Consider the following 15353-nt stretch of genomic DNA (forward strand, 5'->3'; position numbering starts at 1 on the left):
CCAAAGACCTCTTGGAGCACCACAACCGTGAACCGCGTCATAGATCTTCTGTGCGGCGCTGGCGGCAGCAGCACCGGCCTCACCGAAGCCGGGTACGAGCTCGTCCTCGGCGTCAACCACTGGCAGCTCGCCATCGACAGCCATGCCGCCAACCACCCCAAGGCCGACCACGCCTGCATCGACATCACCGGCTTCCCCATGAAGTACCTGCCGCGCGCAGACGTGCTGTGGGCGTCCGTCATCTGCACCGAGATCAGCCCCGCCGGCGGCCGCCGCCGCGAATCCGAACAGCTCGACATGCTCGACGGCCTCGAAGGCTGGAACTCCCTGCCCAAGGACGCCTTCGAACGGACCCGGGCTACCGCCTGGTGCGTCGTCCGCGCCGCCGAGGCCAAGAAGTTCAAGGCCGTCATCGTGGAGAACGTCGTCGAGTTCGGGCTGGACTGGATCCTCTTCTGGGTGTGGATCGACGCCATGGACAAGCTCGGCTACCGCGCACAGATCGTCTCCGTCTCCAGTGCCCACGTCGGAGACGAAACGAATCTGCGCGCCCCGCAATGGCGGGACCGCATGTACGTGGTCTTCACCCTCAAGACCATGCGTGCGCCGGACGTCGAGCCCCGCCCCCTTGCCTACTGCATGGACTGCGGCGAGGACGTGCACGCTCGCCAGTCGTGGAACAACCAGAACCAGCGCATCGGCAAGTACCGGCGCGACTACATCTATCGCTGCCCCAACACGGCCTGCCACCACGCCATGGTCGAGCCGTACGTCCGGCCAGCCAGCGACATCATCAACTGGGGCGACCTCGGAACCCGCATCGGCGACCGCCGCAGGCCGCTGGTGGAGACGACCATGGCCAGGATCCGCGCTGGCCTGACCAAGTTCCCCTACGAGCCGAGCGCCATCAACCTCGCCCACGGCAAAGACGGAGGCGATCGGGCGTTCGCCGTTGGCCGCCAGCCGCTGCCGACGCGCACCGTCAAGCAGGGCGACGCCCTCCTCGTTCCCACCGGCGGGTCCTGGAACACCGACGCCGCGTCCGTGGACGTCCCCCTGCGTACCCGCCTCACCAGGGAGAGCGAGGCCCTCGTCACCGTGGACCCGTTCATCATCGAGTACCGCAACAACGCCACGGCGTCCCGCGTCACCGACCCTCTGGCGGCCGTCACCGCCCAGGGCAACCACCACGGGCTCGTCGTGCCCGGCGGCGTGGCTCCGGCCATCGCCCGGAACACCCTCGTCATCCCCTACCGGAAGGCCGCCGTAAAGACCGCGGCCGAACCGATCCACACCCTCGCCACCCGCGACTCCGCCGGCCTCGTGCGCACCGCACCCGCCGTCGAGGACTGCTACTTCCGCATGTTGAACCCCCGCGAGCAGCTCCTCGGCCAGCGATTCCCTGAGAAGACCGTCATCTACGGCAACCAGGCCGAACAGACCATGCAGGCCGGGAACGCGGTCTCGGTGAACGTCGCGAAGTGGCTGGGCCAGCAACTGGAGGCCGTCCTGTGACCGGACCCCGGCAGACCACCGACACCCACGTGACCGACCACGCCCCCTGCTTCGGCGACGACGACTTCTCGCCCGCCGCAGACCGCTGGACGGACATCAGCGGCCTCCGCGACATCTGCGACCCGATCCTGTACGTCTGCGGCCGCTGCCCGTTCCGCGCCGCCTGCATCCGCCAGGTCAACCCGGCCAAGGCCGCGTTCGACGGCGTTTGCGGGGGCCGCATCTGGAACGACGGAACCATCCTCGCCGCGGTCGACGGAGCCGACGACAGCGAGCTCCTGCCGCCCGTCAACCGCCAGTCCTGCGGGAGCAAGCAGGGGGTGCGCGCCCACCGACGTGCCGCCGAACGCATGTGCACCAAGTGCGACAACCACCTCAACCGCCACGAGCAGCTCGCCCTCGTCCTCGACGAAGCATCCTGACAGGAGCCACCATGACCGACCTCACCATGCGCGATCTCCTCGCCCCCGTGGCCGCCATAGCCCTGATCGCCCAGGCCAACCCCGACCTGCCCGTCCCCCGGATCGACCTCGGCCCCGTCTACGACGACACCGACGCCCACCGGATCGGCGTTCAGCTCTACTTCGACAGGCCCTCCACTGGCACCTACGAGCGGTGGGCGGCCCTCATAGGCAGTGAGAACCCCGACTCCCACACCAGGCCCTCCAACGCGTACCCCAACGCGATCGTCCGGCGCACCTACGGCACATACGCCGGCGTCGTCATCGAGGCCGTCGCCCACCAGGACGACACCGCAGCAGCAGCCGTTACTGCTGACGCCGCCTGACCTGCTCAACGGCCGCCCCGGGCCAGCCCCGGGGCGGCCACCCGAAGGGGATCCCACCACCGATGACCGAACACGTCGACCCTGTCGCCGACCGGGAGACCAGAACCGTACGGATCTGCGCGGACCGATGCCCCACGTGCATCTTCCGCCCAGGCAACCTGATGCACCTGCCGCCCGGCCGCCTCGCCCAACTCATCGCCCAAGCCATCGCGCAAGAGGGGCACATCGTCTGCCACGACACCCTCGGCACCGGCGCCGGATCCATCTGCGCCGGCTACGCCTCCCACCCCGAGGGCCGGAAACGATCCCTGGCCCTGCGGCTCGTGCGCGCGGGGGCGTTGAGCGCCACCTTCACTGAGGCGGCTACCTCAGCCAGCAGCTGCCCTCCACTCCCGCCCAGCCCGAGTCAGACCCACATAGGCGCAGCCATGCACAAGGAGCAGTCATGACCCCCGCCCTCGTCACCATGATCCCGGCCGACGTCGTGGGATTCGACGGCCGGACCTACCCCGCCCTTGTCAGCGGTCCGGGCATGCACGGAGGCGTCAATCCGTACTTCTCACTCGACACGATGCGCGCCATCGCCGCTGACACGGCGGCCGACGTGGCCCAGTACGGCCATGACCGCGTAGACGCGGTCCACGTCATCGACGGAGGCACTGACTCCAGCGGCAATCCCCAGGCTGTCGTCGTGGCGATCTGCTGGAGCTACTACGACCAGGACGGCCCGGAGGGCATCACACGGGTCATCAACCCCACCGAGCACGGCCTGTACCCCGGCGCGGGCCTCGAATGGGTCTGGGACCTGGCTGACGACCCGTCCACCGAAACCCGCTGATACGCCCCGGGCGGGGGCGGCCGGTCTTCGCCCCCGCCCGGCACCACCACCAGCAAGGAGCTGACCATGACCCACATATGGACCGGCCGGACTTTCGTCTCCTGCCACCCCATGGACCTCGGAGACGTGCAGCTGAGGGTGGTCAGCTACACCGAAGGCGACGCGCGCGCCGTCGTCGTCGACGCCAACACCGGCAAGCGCCGCCGAGAGATCCTCACCGTGTCCCTGCACCCGACCGCACGAACCCGCACCGGCAAGCCGAGGCTGACCGGCTACGCGCCCGCCAGCGAAGACGAAGCCCCGGCCGACCTTCCCGATGCGGGAGCCACGGCGAAGGACTGGTTCGACGGCCTTCCCGGCCGACGCTTCCTCGTCCGCCTCCCGCCGGGCCTGGACCTGCTGAACGCCAACGATCGGCTGCACCACCATCAGCGTGCGCGGAAGACCCGCTCCCTGCGGCAGGCCGCGCGCTTCGCCTCGCGCGGCCTGCCGAAGTTCGATCGGGTCCACGTCATCGGCGTGTTCCACCCGCAGGACCGTCGGCGTCGCGACCCGGCCAACTGGTACCCGAGTTTCAAGGCGCTCCTGGACGGGCTGGTCGACCAGGGCGTGCTCCAAGACGACGACCACACACGGCTCGTCGGCCCCGACATGCGTATCGGAGACGTGGCGGCCGGGTCCAGGCTCGCCCTCCACATTCGGGATCTAGGGGCCTCTGACCTGGGTAAATAGTTCTGTCCCACGGTGAAATTCCTGCCTGGCGATCTTTGTCACCCCATCGAATGCATATAGAATAGAAGTAGAAGGAAGGGGAAGGCCCTTCCGAAAATAGGGGAGGTACGCACGATGATCGGCACCTACGAGCAGTACGACATCGAGGCCAAGCTGATCGCCGACGGCCGGCTCACCCGCCCGGAGGTCGAGGGGCTGCTGGACATCATCTACGAGGTTCTCGCCGAGGCGGCCCAGTGTGTGACCGGCTCCGACGAGGTCGACTGGCCGGGCCTCTTCGCCGACGAGGTCATCGACCTGCTCGTCGCGCTCCTCATCCCCATCGCCGACCGGCCGCACCTCGCCGAGGAGATGCACGCGGCCGCCGTCATCTTCCAGGCCCTGTGCGACACCCTCACCCGCCGCGGCTGACCCCCCACCCCTGGGTGGCCACCGCCGGCCGCCCGGGCCTCCACCCAACCGAAAGGCATCCAATGACCCTCCAGCAGATCGCCCTCGGCCTCCTGGGCTGGATCGGCATCGACATCCTCATTGTCACCGCGTACGCCTGCATCCGGGCCCGCGAACGCTCCTGACGCCCCGCCCCCCCGCATCCTTCCGTACGGCGCCCACCCTCATCCTCAATGCCTATAGAATAGGCATTTGGGCGGGGTGGGCGCCTCACCCACCCAGGAGTCACCGTGAAGCGGCACGAACCCGCCTCCATCCCCACCCACGAGCACCACCTCGGCGCCATGGCCCTGCTCCTCTTCGTTCACCAGCCGGACGAGCACCGCCTGAAGGCCGCACTGGGCAACGTCGAGAAGGCCCTCGACCGCAGCTGGCGAGACCGTCCCGACGACCTGGCAAACCTCCCCCTGGCTCACCACCGGGACCTGCTGCGCTACTTCGCCGCCCCACAACTGCTCGACCTCGCCTTGCAGCTCACCGGCCCCGACGCTGTCCCCCGCCTGGCCGGCGAAGCGCGCTCCCACCTTGCCGCACTCTTGGCCCTCTACCCTCCCCACCCCATCTGGTGGGTCATCTTCCGCGCCAACGGCAACGCCATGCGCCCCGTGACCGTCGAGCGCCCGCCGGTCGGAGAAGCCGCCCATGACAGCCGACTGCGGCAGATCGAGGACGACGGCCTCAGCGTCGCCGCGATCAACGCCGCCACCAATGAAGACGCCCTCCGCGAGATGACCCGCATGTGGGACCAGTTCGTGGCGAACGGAAGCTCCGCTCCCCGCCCCCTCGGCCGCCAGTAACCCCCAAGGGAGGGCGGCCACGGACAGGCCATCCTCCCCCTCATTGAGAGAGACGCCATGCAGCAGCTCGACATGTTCAGCGAAGACCAGCCCCGCAAGGCCCCCGCGCCGACCCCGCCGGCCACCACCCGCCTTGCGCTCGCCGACCTCCCCCCGGCGCCCACCCCCGTCACGATCGCCATTCCACCCAGCCGCCCCCACCAGCCCTCCACCCCCGCCCTGGTCGCACCCCGCCCGGCGAACCGCCGCTACTTCCCCCTCCAGCGCAACCCCCACCGCGCCGCACATGACATTGCCGAAGCCGTCGAGGCCGCCTGGCATGGGGCCCATGGCGGCAACCGAATCGAGATACCCGCAGGTGTTATCGCCGCCCTCGCCCTCTGGCCTCTACGCGGGCCGGATGCATCCCTTGCCGTCGACTGGTGGCTCGACCTCAACGACGAGGACTTCCTCGCTGCGCTCCGGGAGTGCTGGGCCAGGTGGTGGATCCAGCGCCCGGACCTCATCGATCGGGCCACCCCCCTCCATCGTTGGCTCGAAGACGAGCGCCCCGAGCGCACCCGAATCCAGGCCGTGCGCGCGGTGGCGCGCGCCGCCCTGACCGGCGGGCTGCTTCACCTCACCAGCGCCGCACCGGACTTCGGAGGCAACTCCGATGCGGACGTGCTCGGCGCGGTCATCACCGTGATGAGGTCCCGCGGCGCTCACGACGCTCTGGCGGAGATCCACACGCCGCCGGAGCTCAGCGAGCTCATGGCGCGCGTGCTGCTTGCTGATCAGCCGCCGACCCCTGGGATGAAGTTCAACGACCCGGCAAGCGGCACCGGCGGGCTGTACCGTGCCGCGGCTCAATCCCTGCGGGAGCTGGGGCTGAACCCCCACGACTTCGGGTGGGCCATGACCGATGTCGACCCCTTGGCGGCCGCCGGCGCCGCCGTGAATGCCATCCTGTGGGACCTCGGGCCGCACGTTCTGGTGGCGTGCGCCAACACGTTGACAGAAGGCGATCCGTACGTCCGCGCATCGGCGGAGTGGCGGGAGTCGCACGCGCGCCGGGATCGGATGGTGGAAGGTGCCCAGTTCCTGGCGCGCATCCGCCGTCTGGAAGTCAGCCTGAAGGCTGCCGTATAGGGCTCTGACCTGCTGAAACTTCTTCTGGCACGTTCTTGCGGCCCCCGTAAATGCCTATAGAATAGAAGTAGCGAAAGGGAGGGAATCACATGAACCGCAACCAGGCCGTCGCCGTCCAGATCCACGCCGACCGCTACACGATCATCGGCGACAACATCCTCATTACCCCAAGCGATGGCGACGTCCGCCGCGTCAAGGCCCACCTGGCGCCCAACCGAGACGGCGACGTCGCCATGCGCCTCACGCTCATCCACCCCCAGACCGGCCCCATCGACGCCATCGAGGCTGCCTACGGCCGCAACACCCCCGCCAGCCGCTTCGCCGGCATCGTCGACGACTACATCGGCTTCTGGTTCGGCGACCGGACCGGCACCTACCCCGAGCTCTGACCCAACCCGCGGGCCCGCCCCTCCCCGGGGCGGGCCCTCCCGTACGACCTCTTGGAGACCGAAATGCTCATCAACGACGAAGCCACCCGGCAGGTCGCCGAAACCGTCGGCAACGCCCTGGGTATCGGCTTCACCCTCCGCAACGCAGTCCTTGTCGGCGGTGCAGCCGAACTGGGGTACCCGGACGGCCGCGTCCTGGGCTTCCGCCCCATCTTCGGCGGCGCCTTCGTCCAGCTGTGGATCATCGGAAACGCCAAGGCCGCTGGCAAAGGCGAACCCCCCACCCTCGGCCTGCTCGACGGCCAGCTCTACCACGCAGCCATCTCCCTCATCGATGCCAAGGACACCGACCCGGCGGATCTCATCCTCGAGAAGCTCACCAACGACCTCCTGCCCGCCTTCGAGTTCAAGCCCTACTACGTTGGCCACCGCCCCTGGGAGGACGCCTTCAACAACGCACTCGCCGACGCCATCGCGGAGCAGGGCAGCCGCAGCCGCGACGCCGACCAAGGCCCGACCGGTGAGGAGTCGCCGACGGAGCCGCCCATCGACGCCGCCCCCGGCCCTGAGCCGGAGGAATCGGCCCCCGCGTCCACCGATGAACCGACAGCGGTCAGCGAGCCCGCGGCTGGGCCGGATACGTCCGAAGAGGAAGGGCAGGAACCGGCGGCCGAAGAAGCGGTGAAGGCGCCGGCCCGACCTCGCAGGTCCCGTCGCCGGACCCCGGCCGCGCCCAGCGCCAGCTGAGCCGACGGCGCTCGCCACGGGGGAGCCGTCCGAGATAGGCTGACCGAGACGTGAGGCCGAGCAGGCCATGAGGCTCCACCCCCTGGAACTGAGGGGGTGGAGCCTCTGCGCGTTGGAAGCGGAATCCGCTGCTCGGAAGTTTCGGGCCTGTCCCTGACCGTGGACTATCCGAGTTGGGGGTGCGCGGCGCGCCGCGCGAGGACCGTATGGGGACGCCAAGGGGACACAAGGGCAGGAAGAGACCGACAAAGACCGGAGCAGGTAGGACCGTCGCGGGCTATCTGACCTGCGAAAACGTCACAGATGCGCGTCCATGCGCAAGGGCCGCCAAGATCCCGAGAGGACTCATAATCCGTCGGCCGTGGGTTCGAGTCCCACCCGCCCCACCACAGGGTTGGTTTGCAGAAACGTTGCGACCAGCCGGTTCGGTGCCCGCCCGGGTCTCCTGGGCCGGGCACCTCCTCCTTTCCGGCCTTCGACCGCATTGGCCAGCCACACGATGAAGCCCATGGCTACGGCTCTGCTCGCCGTGTCAGCCGCCCTGCTCTGCACCTCGTGCGCGGGACCCCTGCCGCGCAGTGGTCCGGAGCTGAAGGCCGAGAGTGTCGCCGGGACATGGGAGGCCACCGGTTCGGTCTCCCTCGCGGTGCAGGCGGACGGCAGGTTCTCGACGAACGCCGTTCCGGCCTCCGGAGCCCTCGTCACGGGAGACGCGGCGCGCAGCGGCCGCTGGGAGCTCACCGACGACGGCAACGCCGAGCACACCGGTCTGATGCTGAGGTTCGACAGGCCGGAAGGCGAAACCGAGCCGATCCCGGTCCGTCTCGTCTCCCATGAGCAGGAGGGGAAGCTCTCGCTGTGCGTGTTCATCGAACCCGATGATCCGTGCACGGGATTCCTGCTGGTGAAGACCGAGGACTGACGGGGTACCGAGACCAGTTGACGTACGTACATACGTACGCGCATACGACGACGCCCGGCCGGTGTTCACCGGCCGGGCGTCGCCGTACGTGCCGGCCCGGGCTGTCTTCCTGCGGCTTTCGCTCGCTCAGAAGTCCTCCGTTTCGTCCGCGAGGTGGCGCAGTACGTCCGTCAGGTCCTGGCGGCGGGCGAAGGCCACCCGCTGGCGGTGGGCGCCCGAGCCGTCGCGCAGGAGGCCGCCCAGGGTCTTCGCCGCGTGGTCGAGGTCGCCGGAGGCGGCCAGTTCCGGAGCGACCAGGTCCAGCAGGGCCTCCGCGAGGTCGGCCGCGGGGAGTTCGGCCCCCGTGTACGGGTCGAGCCCGAACCCCTCCAGTCCGTCGTGTGCCGCCCGCCAGCGCGCGAGGCGCAGTACGTCGTCCCGTACGGGTGGATCGGGACGCTGCTCCGCGATCTCCCTGAGGGCCGTGGTCACCAGGGCGCGGGCCAGTTCGGCCTGGAGGATCGCCGAGTCGATGTCCGGGGACATGTCGGGCGCCCGGATTTCGAGCGTCGGCCAGTGCCCGGACGGGCGCAGGTCCCAATAGACCATCTTGGTGTCCAGGGCCGCCCCGGAGCCGAGCAGGGTCTGCACCGAGCGCCGGAAGTGGGCCGTGGACGTGAAGTGCGGGGGCAGCCCCGCCGAGGGCCAGCCGGACCAGGCCATCGCCCGCCAGCTCGCGTGACCCGTGTCACGGCCGCCCCAGAACGGCGAGTTGGCGGCCAGCGCGATCAGCGTGGGCAGCCAGGGTCTGATCCGGTTGGACACCGCCACCGCCGTGTCCACGTCGAGCGTGCCGATGTGGATGTGGCGGCCGCAGCTGACCAGCGTGTCGGTCAGCGCGCCGAAGCGGCGGTGCTGCTCGCGCTGGCGCGGTTCGTCGTCGGTCAGGTGCAGCGGCCCCTCCACGGACACGACCGGCGAGGGCGCGGCCAGCAGCCGGCAGCCGTGCGCGCGGGCCGCCCGGCCGAGGGTGCGCCGCAGGGCGGCCAGCTCCGTGCGCAGCGAAGCCGCCGAGTGGGCGATCGGGGTGGAGATCTCCACCTGGTAGCGGGTGCCCTCGGGGTGTATCTCGCCGGGCAGTCCGCCGGCCGTGGCGAGGACGAGCGGGGCGGCGGGGACCACCCGGAAGGTGCGGGAGTCGACGAGCAGGAACTCCTCCTCGACGCCGACGGTGAGGGGGACGGTGGGGCGCACCGTGTTCTGCGCGGTGCCGGTGCTCGTGGTGCTTTTGCCAGGTTCGATCACTACGCCTCCCTGGACATACGAGTCTTTTCATCATGAGCTGAACACGAGGTGAGGAGCGCACGTCGATTCAGTCAAATGTCAGGTGATAGTGGCGGGTTACCGGCAAGCGACCGCCCGCGGCGGGGTCCGGGGGCCGGATGGGGCGACTGTTGCCGGAGTACGGGGCCGCGGAAAATGCCCCGGGGGTCCGGACGGCCGACGGTTATCATCCGACGTGACCCGTACGACCGCGCCCACCCGCCCCCGGCGGCGAATATTCGCCGACCTCACCCCGATGCGCACGTCCCCGGACTACCGGCGCCTGTGGATCGGCGGAACCATCTCCTGGGTCGGCCAGGCGATGACCACCCTCGCGATCTCGCTCCAGGTCTACGACATCACCGACTCCAGTTTCTCCGTCGGGCTCGTCGGACTCTTCTCCCTCGTCCCGCTCGTCGTCTTCGGGCTCTACGGCGGGGCCATCGCCGACACCGTGGACCGGCGCAAGCTCGGCCTCTACAGCTCCATCGGCTCCGCCGGGCTCTCGGTCGCGCTCGCCGCGGCCGCGCTGCTCGACTACCACCGGGTCTGGTTCCTGTACGCCGTCGTCGCGCTCCAGGCGGTGTGCGGGGCGCTCACCGGACCGGCGCGGGCCGCGATGATCCCGAGGCTGCTGCCGGCCGAACAGCTGCCCGCCGCCAACGCGCTGAACTCCGTGACCATGACCTCCGGGACGATGGTCGGCCCCATGCTGGGCGGGCTGATCGTCGGCTGGTGGGGCTACCAGGCGGCGTACCTGATCGATGTGGTCACCTTCACCGCCGCGCTGTACGCGATGTGGCGGCTGCCGTCGATGAAGCCCGACCGGGCCGAGGGCACGCGGGGGAGGGCTTCCGTCGTCGACGGCCTGCGCTTCCTCGGGACCCGGCCCAACATCCGGATGACCTTCTTCTCCGACATGGCCGCGATGGTGCTGGCCCAGCCGAAGGCGGTGTTCCCCGCCGTTGCCGTGCTCTGGTTCGGCGGCGACGCCAAGACCGTCGGCCTGCTGGTGTCCGCGCTCGCCGCCGGGGCGCTGCTGGGCGGGCTGTTCTCCGGCTGGCAGGGACGAGTGCGCAGGCACGGGCTGGCGATCCTGATCTCGGTCGCCGCCTGGGGGCTGGCCATCGCCGTGTTCGGGCTGACCCGGAACCTGTGGCTCGGGCTGTTCTTCCTGGCCCTGGCCGGGTGTGCGGACACCATCTCGATGGTGTTCCGCAGCACGATGATGCAGGCCGCCACCCCGGACGAGATGCGCGGCCGCCTCCAGGGCGTCTTCATCGTGGTCGTCGCGGGCGGGCCCCGGCTCGGGGACTTCTTCGCCGGGACCGTCGCCGACCTGACCTCCCCGACCGTGGCCGTCACGGGCGGCGGGCTGGGGTGCGTGCTGGTGCTGGGCCTGCTCGCGCTCCGGTGGCGGGGCTTCGCCCGGTACGACTCGCGCTCCCCGCAGGCCTGACCGCCGGCCCGTCCTGCTTACGCGTCCACCGGCTCCCGGGTGCGCTCGCCGCCCACGTCACCGGTGTTGGTGGTGCCGGCCGGTTCGAACAGCAGGATCTGGGCCTCCTCGTCCGCCACCGGGCAGTGCTCCACGCCGCGCGGAACGACGTACATCTCGCTGGGCCCGAGGACCACGTCCCCGTCGCGCAGGCGGATGGTCAGGGTGCCGCCGATCACCAGGAAGAGCTCGTCGGTGTCCTCGTGGGTGTGCCAGACGAACTCGCCCAGGAGCCTGGCGACCTTGACCTCGTAGTCGTTGACGCGGGCGATGCGGCGCGGCGCCCACTGCTCGGTGAAACCGGCCAGCTTCTCCGCGATGTTGACCTTGTCGGCCTTCTGTGTCGTCATGCGGACAGACTGACGGGGCGGACGCGGGGCGGTCTTGTACGTTCCTGACATGGCCGCGATACGTCCGCGCAGCACCGTCTCCGCCTGGCAGCCGTCGGTGCCGGGCATCGCCGAGGTCTTCCACGCCCGCTTCACCGAGCACGCGTACCCGGCCCACGTGCACGACACCTGGGCGCTGATGATCGTGGACGGCGGGCGGGTGGACTTCGCCCTCGACCGCGAACGGCACGGCGCCGGGGTGTCGGATTCGGTGGTCCTGCTGCCGCCCGGGGTGGTCCACGACGGGCGGACGGTGACCGAAGGGGGCTTCCGCAAGCGCGTGCTGTACCTGGACACCTCGGTGCTGCCGGAGCGCCTGGCCGGAGCCGCCGTCGACGCCCCGCTGCTGGCCGACCCCGCGCTGCGCGAGCGGGTGCACGGGCTGCACCTGGCGCTCGGCGAGCGGGATCCCTTCGAGGCCGAGTCGCGGCTGGCGTTCGTACGGGAGCGGCTGCGCGGGTGGTTGGCGGGGCGGGGGGCGACGCCGGAGGGCGGGACGCCGGCGGGTGGGACGCCGGCGGGTGGGGCGCCGGTCTCCGGTCCGCCGGGTGCGGGGACCGCCGTACGGCTGCGCGAGCTGCTCGACGCCCGGGCCGTCGCGGGGATCACCCTGGAGGAGGCCTCGGCCGAGCTGGGGCACGTCCATCCCACCCAGCTGATCCGGAGCTTCCGGACGGCGTACGGGCTGCCGCCGCACGCGTATCTGACGGGGCGGCGGGTGGCGGCGGCGCGGCGGCTGCTGCTGGCGGGGATGGGGGCGGCCGAGGCGGCCACGGCGGCGGGATTCTACGACCAGGCGCACCTGACGCGGCACTTCGGGCGGCATGTCGGGATCAGCCCGGCGCGGTTCGCCCGGTCCGGCCGGGTGTGATGCGGTGCGGTGCGGTGTGGGGGGTGCGGTGCGGTGCGGGGGGTGCGGTGCCGCGCCGTTGCCGGGGGCGCTGCCCCGGACCCCCGCGCCTCAAACGCCGGCGGGGCTGAAGATCGGGGCTCCGCCCCGGGCCCGCGCCTCAAACGCCGGCGGGGCTGGGGGGTGTGGTTGGGGGAACGATGCCGCGGGCCAGGCCCAGGGAGACCAGGTCCTGGGGGCGGATGCGGAGTTGGTCGGCCGTGGCCGGGGCCGCCGACGGGGGGCGCTTGAGGATGGCTGCCGCCAGTTCCGGGGCGATCACCGAGAAGTAGCTGTCCGGGGTGACCCAGGTGTTCCCCGGCGCGGCCAGCGCGAGCGCGCCGCCCGAGCCGCCCTCGCCGATGAGGAGGGTGGTCACGGGGACGGCGGCCGCGGCCACCGCCGCGAAGGTGTCGGCGATGGCGGCGCCCGCGCCCGCGTGTTCGGCGGCGGCGTCGTTGGCCGCGCCCGGGGTGTCCACCAGGGTGAGCACGGGGAGGCCGAGCCGGTCGGCGAGGCGGATGACGCGGGCGGCCGTACGGTATCCCGCCGGGCGGGTGGCGGTGCCGCACTGGGCGGCGTACGCCACGGCCCGGCCCCCGCGCAGCCCGAAGCCGCACAGCATGCCGGGGTCGGTGCCGCCCGCGCGGTCCCCGGAGAGGGGCAGGCGGAGGTCGAAGTACGCGTCCAGGTACGCCTCGGCGCGCGGCCGGTCCGGGTGACGGGACTGCTGGACGGCGTCCCATCCGGTCGCGGGGAGCCGTACTCCCCCAGCCACCGCCGGGAGGTGCCCCCAGGCCAGCGCGGCCGGGGGCTCGACGGGCCCGGCGGATCGGGGCGCGGCGAGGACGCGGAGCCAGTCGGCCAGCGTCCCGGGGAGTACGGCCGGGGGGACGACGGCGTCCACGTGCCCGGCGGCGTACTGCCCCTCGGCGCAGTACGCCGCCGGGTCCGCGTCCGCCGGCCGCACCCGGGACCCGGCGAAGCCGACCTGGGCGCCGGGGAGCGCGAGGACGACATCGGCCCCGGCGCCGAGGGTGGCCCAGCCGCCGCCGGTGGTGGGATCGCGCAGGACGGCGACCTGGGGGAGTCCCGCGGCCCGGGTCAGGACGCACTGGCGGGCCACGCGCTGGAGTTGGGTCAGCGCGAGCATGCCCTCCTGCATGCGGGAGCCGCCCGTGGCGATGAGGGAGACGAGGGGGAGGCGGTGCTCGCGGGCGTGCGCGTAGGCGGCTTCGAGCCGGTCTCCGGTGCGTTCGCCGAGGGACCCGCCGAGGAAGCCGAACTCGAAGGAGATCAGGGTGGCTTCGCGGCCGCCGATGCGGGCGGTGCCGGTGACGACGGACTCCTGCTCGCCGGTCCGCTCGGCGGCGCGGGCCCGGGAGTCGTCGTAGCCGGCCCAGGCCAGGGGGCCGTCGGCCGGGGACTCCCGTCGGGGGGAGGGGAGTTCGGCGAAGCTGCCGGGGTCGGTCACGGAGGCGATGGCCGCGCGGGCCGAGAGGCGGGTCGTCGTCACGGGGCCACCCTAGGGGGTGACTTGCCGATCAGGCCGGGCTCGCGACGCCTGCCGCGCACGCTCGCCGCGTTGTCGTCACTCGCCGACGAGACACCTCCTGGGGAGTGCGGTGTCACGGCAACGGCAGGGCGATCTTGACGGCGTAGGCGGCGACCAGGCCGTAGCCGAGGCGGAAGGTCCAGACGCGGGCGGTGTCGGAGATGCGGGTGCCGGCGAGGACGCCGAGCGCGACCAGGGTCTCCTGCCAGAGGAGGGAGGCGCCGCCGAGGCCGAGGAGGAAGGCGGCTCCGGCCGCGCCGGTGGTGAGGGTGGCGCCCTGGGCGGTGGTGAGGGCGGCGAAGTAGAGGGCGGTGGTGGGGTTGATGGCGGTGAGGCCGACGTACCGCGCGAAGGCCTTCGCCGGCCGGGCCGTGGGCTCGGGGCTCCGCCCCGGACCCCGCGCCTCAAACGCCGGCGAGGCTGGATGGTGCGGCGAGGCTGGATGGTGCGGCGAGGCTGGATGGTGTGGCGGGGCCGGATGGTGTGGCGGGGCCGGATGGTGTGGCGGGGCTGGATGGTGTGCCGGAGCCCGGTCTGGGCGGTGGGCCTTTGTCAGGCCGTGGGTGGCGATGGTCAGGAGGATCGCCGCCGAGACCAGGCGGACCCAGGCCTCGACCGGGGAGACGTGGGAGGCCACCCAGGGGCCCAGGGCGGTGGCGAGGGCGGCGTAGCCGAGGTCGACCGTCGCGATGCCCGCGGCCGCGGCCACCGCCGTGCGGCGGTGCCGGATCGCTTCCTGGAGCAGCAGCACGCTCATCGCACCCATCGGCATCGCCACGCCCAGGCCCGCGACCGCGCCCGCCAGGGCCGGTGTCATCAGTTCGCTCATACGGCGAGGCTCGGCCCCCGCCCCCGAGGCACGAGCGTGAATACCGGACCCGGCTGCGAGAATCGCGGTATGGACCGCCTAGACAGGGAAATCCTCGGCATCCTGCAGCAGGATGCGCGGATCTCGTACCGGGACCTCGGCGTCCGCGTCGGGCTCAGCGCCAATGCCACCGCCGACCGGGTGCGACGGATGCGCCGGGACGGGGTGATCCGCGGGTTCACCGTCGTGGTGGATCCGGCGGCCGACACCGCGGGCGGGCTCGTCGTCTTCATCGACCTCACGCTGCGGCAGGACACCACCAACGAGGAGTTCGAGCAGCAGGTGGCCAAGCTGCCGGGGATCACGGAGGTGGTGCACGTGACGGGGCAGTACGACTACCTCGTACGCGCCCGGGCCGCCGACCCCGCCGCCCTCGACTGGCTGCTGCGGCGGCTCAAGCTGGAGGCCGGGGTCGCCCAGTCCAGCACCCGCATCGCCCTGCGCGCCGCCACCCGGCCTGCTCAACGGTGACCCCCACCCCGGCCCCGGCCCCGCCCCCACGAAGCCGGGCCCGGCCGACCGGCGGCCCAGGCCCGTACCGCCA

Annotated in this window: 19 protein-coding genes; 15 read left to right on the top strand and 4 right to left on the bottom strand. The window is 71.6% G+C overall.

All coding sequences use genetic code 11. The features are described from left to right. Positions 1 to 27 precede the first annotated feature (27 nt). The 12 genes from ACZ45T_RS05760 to ACZ45T_RS05815 all read left to right on the top strand — a co-directional run bounded on the left by ACZ45T_RS05760 (position 28) and on the right by ACZ45T_RS05815 (position 8308). On the top strand, positions 28 to 1515 hold the full coding sequence (locus ACZ45T_RS05760) for a DNA cytosine methyltransferase (protein WP_468437818.1): 1488 nt from the start codon (positions 28 to 30) through the stop codon (positions 1513 to 1515). Then, positions 1512 to 1937 (top strand): hypothetical protein, encoded by a 426-nt coding sequence (locus ACZ45T_RS05765; RefSeq protein WP_468437820.1) that lies wholly within the window; start codon positions 1512 to 1514, stop codon positions 1935 to 1937. Before ACZ45T_RS05760 ends, ACZ45T_RS05765 begins: the two co-directional genes overlap by 4 nt. Positions 1938 to 1948: 11 nt before the next feature. Next, a complete protein-coding gene (locus ACZ45T_RS05770) occupies positions 1949 to 2302 on the top strand; it encodes a hypothetical protein (protein WP_406738595.1) in 354 nt (117 codons plus the stop codon). Between the two features lie 62 nt (positions 2303 to 2364). After that, positions 2365 to 2751 (top strand): hypothetical protein, encoded by a 387-nt coding sequence (locus ACZ45T_RS05775; RefSeq protein WP_468437823.1) that lies wholly within the window; start codon positions 2365 to 2367, stop codon positions 2749 to 2751. Then, positions 2748 to 3140 (top strand): hypothetical protein, encoded by a 393-nt coding sequence (locus ACZ45T_RS05780; RefSeq protein WP_468437825.1) that lies wholly within the window; start codon positions 2748 to 2750, stop codon positions 3138 to 3140. Before ACZ45T_RS05775 ends, ACZ45T_RS05780 begins: the two co-directional genes overlap by 4 nt. A gap of 66 nt (positions 3141 to 3206) precedes the next feature. Beyond that, the gene (locus tag ACZ45T_RS05785) at positions 3207 to 3872 is read left to right on the top strand and encodes a hypothetical protein (RefSeq protein WP_468437827.1); all 666 of its coding nucleotides are present in this window, start codon (positions 3207 to 3209) and stop codon (positions 3870 to 3872) included. 114 nt (positions 3873 to 3986) lie between these two features. After that, positions 3987 to 4283, top strand: coding sequence for a hypothetical protein (locus tag ACZ45T_RS05790; protein WP_468437829.1), 297 nt, complete (start codon positions 3987 to 3989; stop codon positions 4281 to 4283). A gap of 269 nt (positions 4284 to 4552) precedes the next feature. Next, the gene (locus tag ACZ45T_RS05795; RefSeq protein WP_468437831.1) at positions 4553 to 5119 is read left to right on the top strand and encodes a hypothetical protein; all 567 of its coding nucleotides are present in this window, start codon (positions 4553 to 4555) and stop codon (positions 5117 to 5119) included. 57 nt (positions 5120 to 5176) lie between these two features. Beyond that, complete coding sequence (locus ACZ45T_RS05800) at positions 5177 to 6250, top strand: N-6 DNA methylase (protein WP_468437833.1); 1074 nt, start codon at positions 5177 to 5179, stop codon at positions 6248 to 6250. 89 nt (positions 6251 to 6339) lie between these two features. Beyond that, entirely contained in the window at positions 6340 to 6639 is a 300-nt protein-coding gene (locus ACZ45T_RS05805) for a hypothetical protein (protein WP_468437835.1), read from the top strand. Between the two features lie 63 nt (positions 6640 to 6702). Continuing rightward, positions 6703 to 7386: a hypothetical protein gene (locus ACZ45T_RS05810; protein WP_468437837.1), complete on the top strand. Its 684-nt coding sequence runs from the start codon at positions 6703 to 6705 to the stop codon at positions 7384 to 7386. Between the two features lie 508 nt (positions 7387 to 7894). Next, a complete protein-coding gene (locus tag ACZ45T_RS05815; RefSeq protein ID WP_468437839.1) occupies positions 7895 to 8308 on the top strand; it encodes a hypothetical protein in 414 nt (137 codons plus the stop codon). 126 nt (positions 8309 to 8434) lie between these two features. On the opposite strand, the gene ACZ45T_RS05820 is transcribed toward ACZ45T_RS05815, so the two are convergent. Continuing rightward, on the bottom strand, positions 8435 to 9592 hold the full coding sequence (locus ACZ45T_RS05820) for a carboxylate-amine ligase (RefSeq protein ID WP_468437841.1): 1158 nt from the start codon (positions 9590 to 9592) through the stop codon (positions 8435 to 8437). A 214-nt stretch (positions 9593 to 9806) separates the two neighbouring features. On the opposite strand from ACZ45T_RS05820, the gene ACZ45T_RS05825 reads away from it, so the two are divergent. Then, positions 9807 to 11069 (top strand): MFS transporter, encoded by a 1263-nt coding sequence (locus ACZ45T_RS05825; protein ID WP_468437843.1) that lies wholly within the window; start codon positions 9807 to 9809, stop codon positions 11067 to 11069. 17 nt (positions 11070 to 11086) lie between these two features. Here ACZ45T_RS05825 and ACZ45T_RS05830 read toward each other — a convergent pair whose 3' ends face one another. Continuing rightward, positions 11087 to 11458, bottom strand: a complete 372-nt coding sequence (locus ACZ45T_RS05830) for a cupin domain-containing protein (RefSeq protein ID WP_468437845.1) — start codon at positions 11456 to 11458, stop codon at positions 11087 to 11089. A gap of 49 nt (positions 11459 to 11507) precedes the next feature. Here ACZ45T_RS05830 and ACZ45T_RS05835 point away from each other — a divergent pair, with 49 nt between their 5' ends. Then, complete coding sequence (locus ACZ45T_RS05835) at positions 11508 to 12368, top strand: AraC family transcriptional regulator (RefSeq protein ID WP_468437847.1); 861 nt, start codon at positions 11508 to 11510, stop codon at positions 12366 to 12368. 139 nt (positions 12369 to 12507) lie between these two features. Here ACZ45T_RS05835 and ACZ45T_RS05840 read toward each other — a convergent pair whose 3' ends face one another. Together ACZ45T_RS05840 and ACZ45T_RS05845 are read right to left on the bottom strand one after the other, a co-directional pair. Next, positions 12508 to 13902 (bottom strand): carboxyl transferase domain-containing protein, encoded by a 1395-nt coding sequence (locus ACZ45T_RS05840; protein WP_468437849.1) that lies wholly within the window; start codon positions 13900 to 13902, stop codon positions 12508 to 12510. Between the two features lie 112 nt (positions 13903 to 14014). Continuing rightward, positions 14015 to 14770, bottom strand: a complete 756-nt coding sequence (locus tag ACZ45T_RS05845) for a LysE family transporter (protein WP_468437851.1) — start codon at positions 14768 to 14770, stop codon at positions 14015 to 14017. A 69-nt stretch (positions 14771 to 14839) separates the two neighbouring features. On the opposite strand from ACZ45T_RS05845, the gene ACZ45T_RS05850 reads away from it, so the two are divergent. Then, entirely contained in the window at positions 14840 to 15280 is a 441-nt protein-coding gene (locus ACZ45T_RS05850; protein ID WP_468437853.1) for an Lrp/AsnC family transcriptional regulator, read from the top strand. The last annotated feature ends 73 nt before the right edge of the window (positions 15281 to 15353 follow it).

The sequence above is a fragment of the Streptomyces sp. NPDC030995 genome (genome assembly GCF_055571215.1).

Excerpts from the sequence above, each read along its gene's own strand:
- ACZ45T_RS05770 (WP_406738595.1), top strand. The coding sequence starts at position 1,949 with ATGACCGACCTCACCATGCGCGATCTCCTCGCCCCCGTGGCCGCCATA.
- ACZ45T_RS05800 (WP_468437833.1), top strand. The coding sequence starts at position 5,177 with ATGCAGCAGCTCGACATGTTCAGCGAAGACCAGCCCCGCAAGGCCCCC.
- ACZ45T_RS05835 (WP_468437847.1), top strand. The coding sequence starts at position 11,508 with ATGGCCGCGATACGTCCGCGCAGCACCGTCTCCGCCTGGCAGCCGTCG.
- ACZ45T_RS05785 (WP_468437827.1), top strand. The coding sequence starts at position 3,207 with ATGACCCACATATGGACCGGCCGGACTTTCGTCTCCTGCCACCCCATG.
- ACZ45T_RS05790 (WP_468437829.1), top strand. The coding sequence starts at position 3,987 with ATGATCGGCACCTACGAGCAGTACGACATCGAGGCCAAGCTGATCGCC.
- ACZ45T_RS05815 (WP_468437839.1), top strand. The coding sequence starts at position 7,895 with ATGGCTACGGCTCTGCTCGCCGTGTCAGCCGCCCTGCTCTGCACCTCG.
- ACZ45T_RS05780 (WP_468437825.1), top strand. The coding sequence starts at position 2,748 with ATGACCCCCGCCCTCGTCACCATGATCCCGGCCGACGTCGTGGGATTC.
- ACZ45T_RS05845 (WP_468437851.1), bottom strand. The coding sequence starts at position 14,770 with ATGAGCGAACTGATGACACCGGCCCTGGCGGGCGCGGTCGCGGGCCTG.
- ACZ45T_RS05805 (WP_468437835.1), top strand. The coding sequence starts at position 6,340 with ATGAACCGCAACCAGGCCGTCGCCGTCCAGATCCACGCCGACCGCTAC.
- ACZ45T_RS05830 (WP_468437845.1), bottom strand. The coding sequence starts at position 11,458 with ATGACGACACAGAAGGCCGACAAGGTCAACATCGCGGAGAAGCTGGCC.
- ACZ45T_RS05775 (WP_468437823.1), top strand. The coding sequence starts at position 2,365 with ATGACCGAACACGTCGACCCTGTCGCCGACCGGGAGACCAGAACCGTA.
- ACZ45T_RS05850 (WP_468437853.1), top strand. The coding sequence starts at position 14,840 with ATGGACCGCCTAGACAGGGAAATCCTCGGCATCCTGCAGCAGGATGCG.
- ACZ45T_RS05810 (WP_468437837.1), top strand. The coding sequence starts at position 6,703 with ATGCTCATCAACGACGAAGCCACCCGGCAGGTCGCCGAAACCGTCGGC.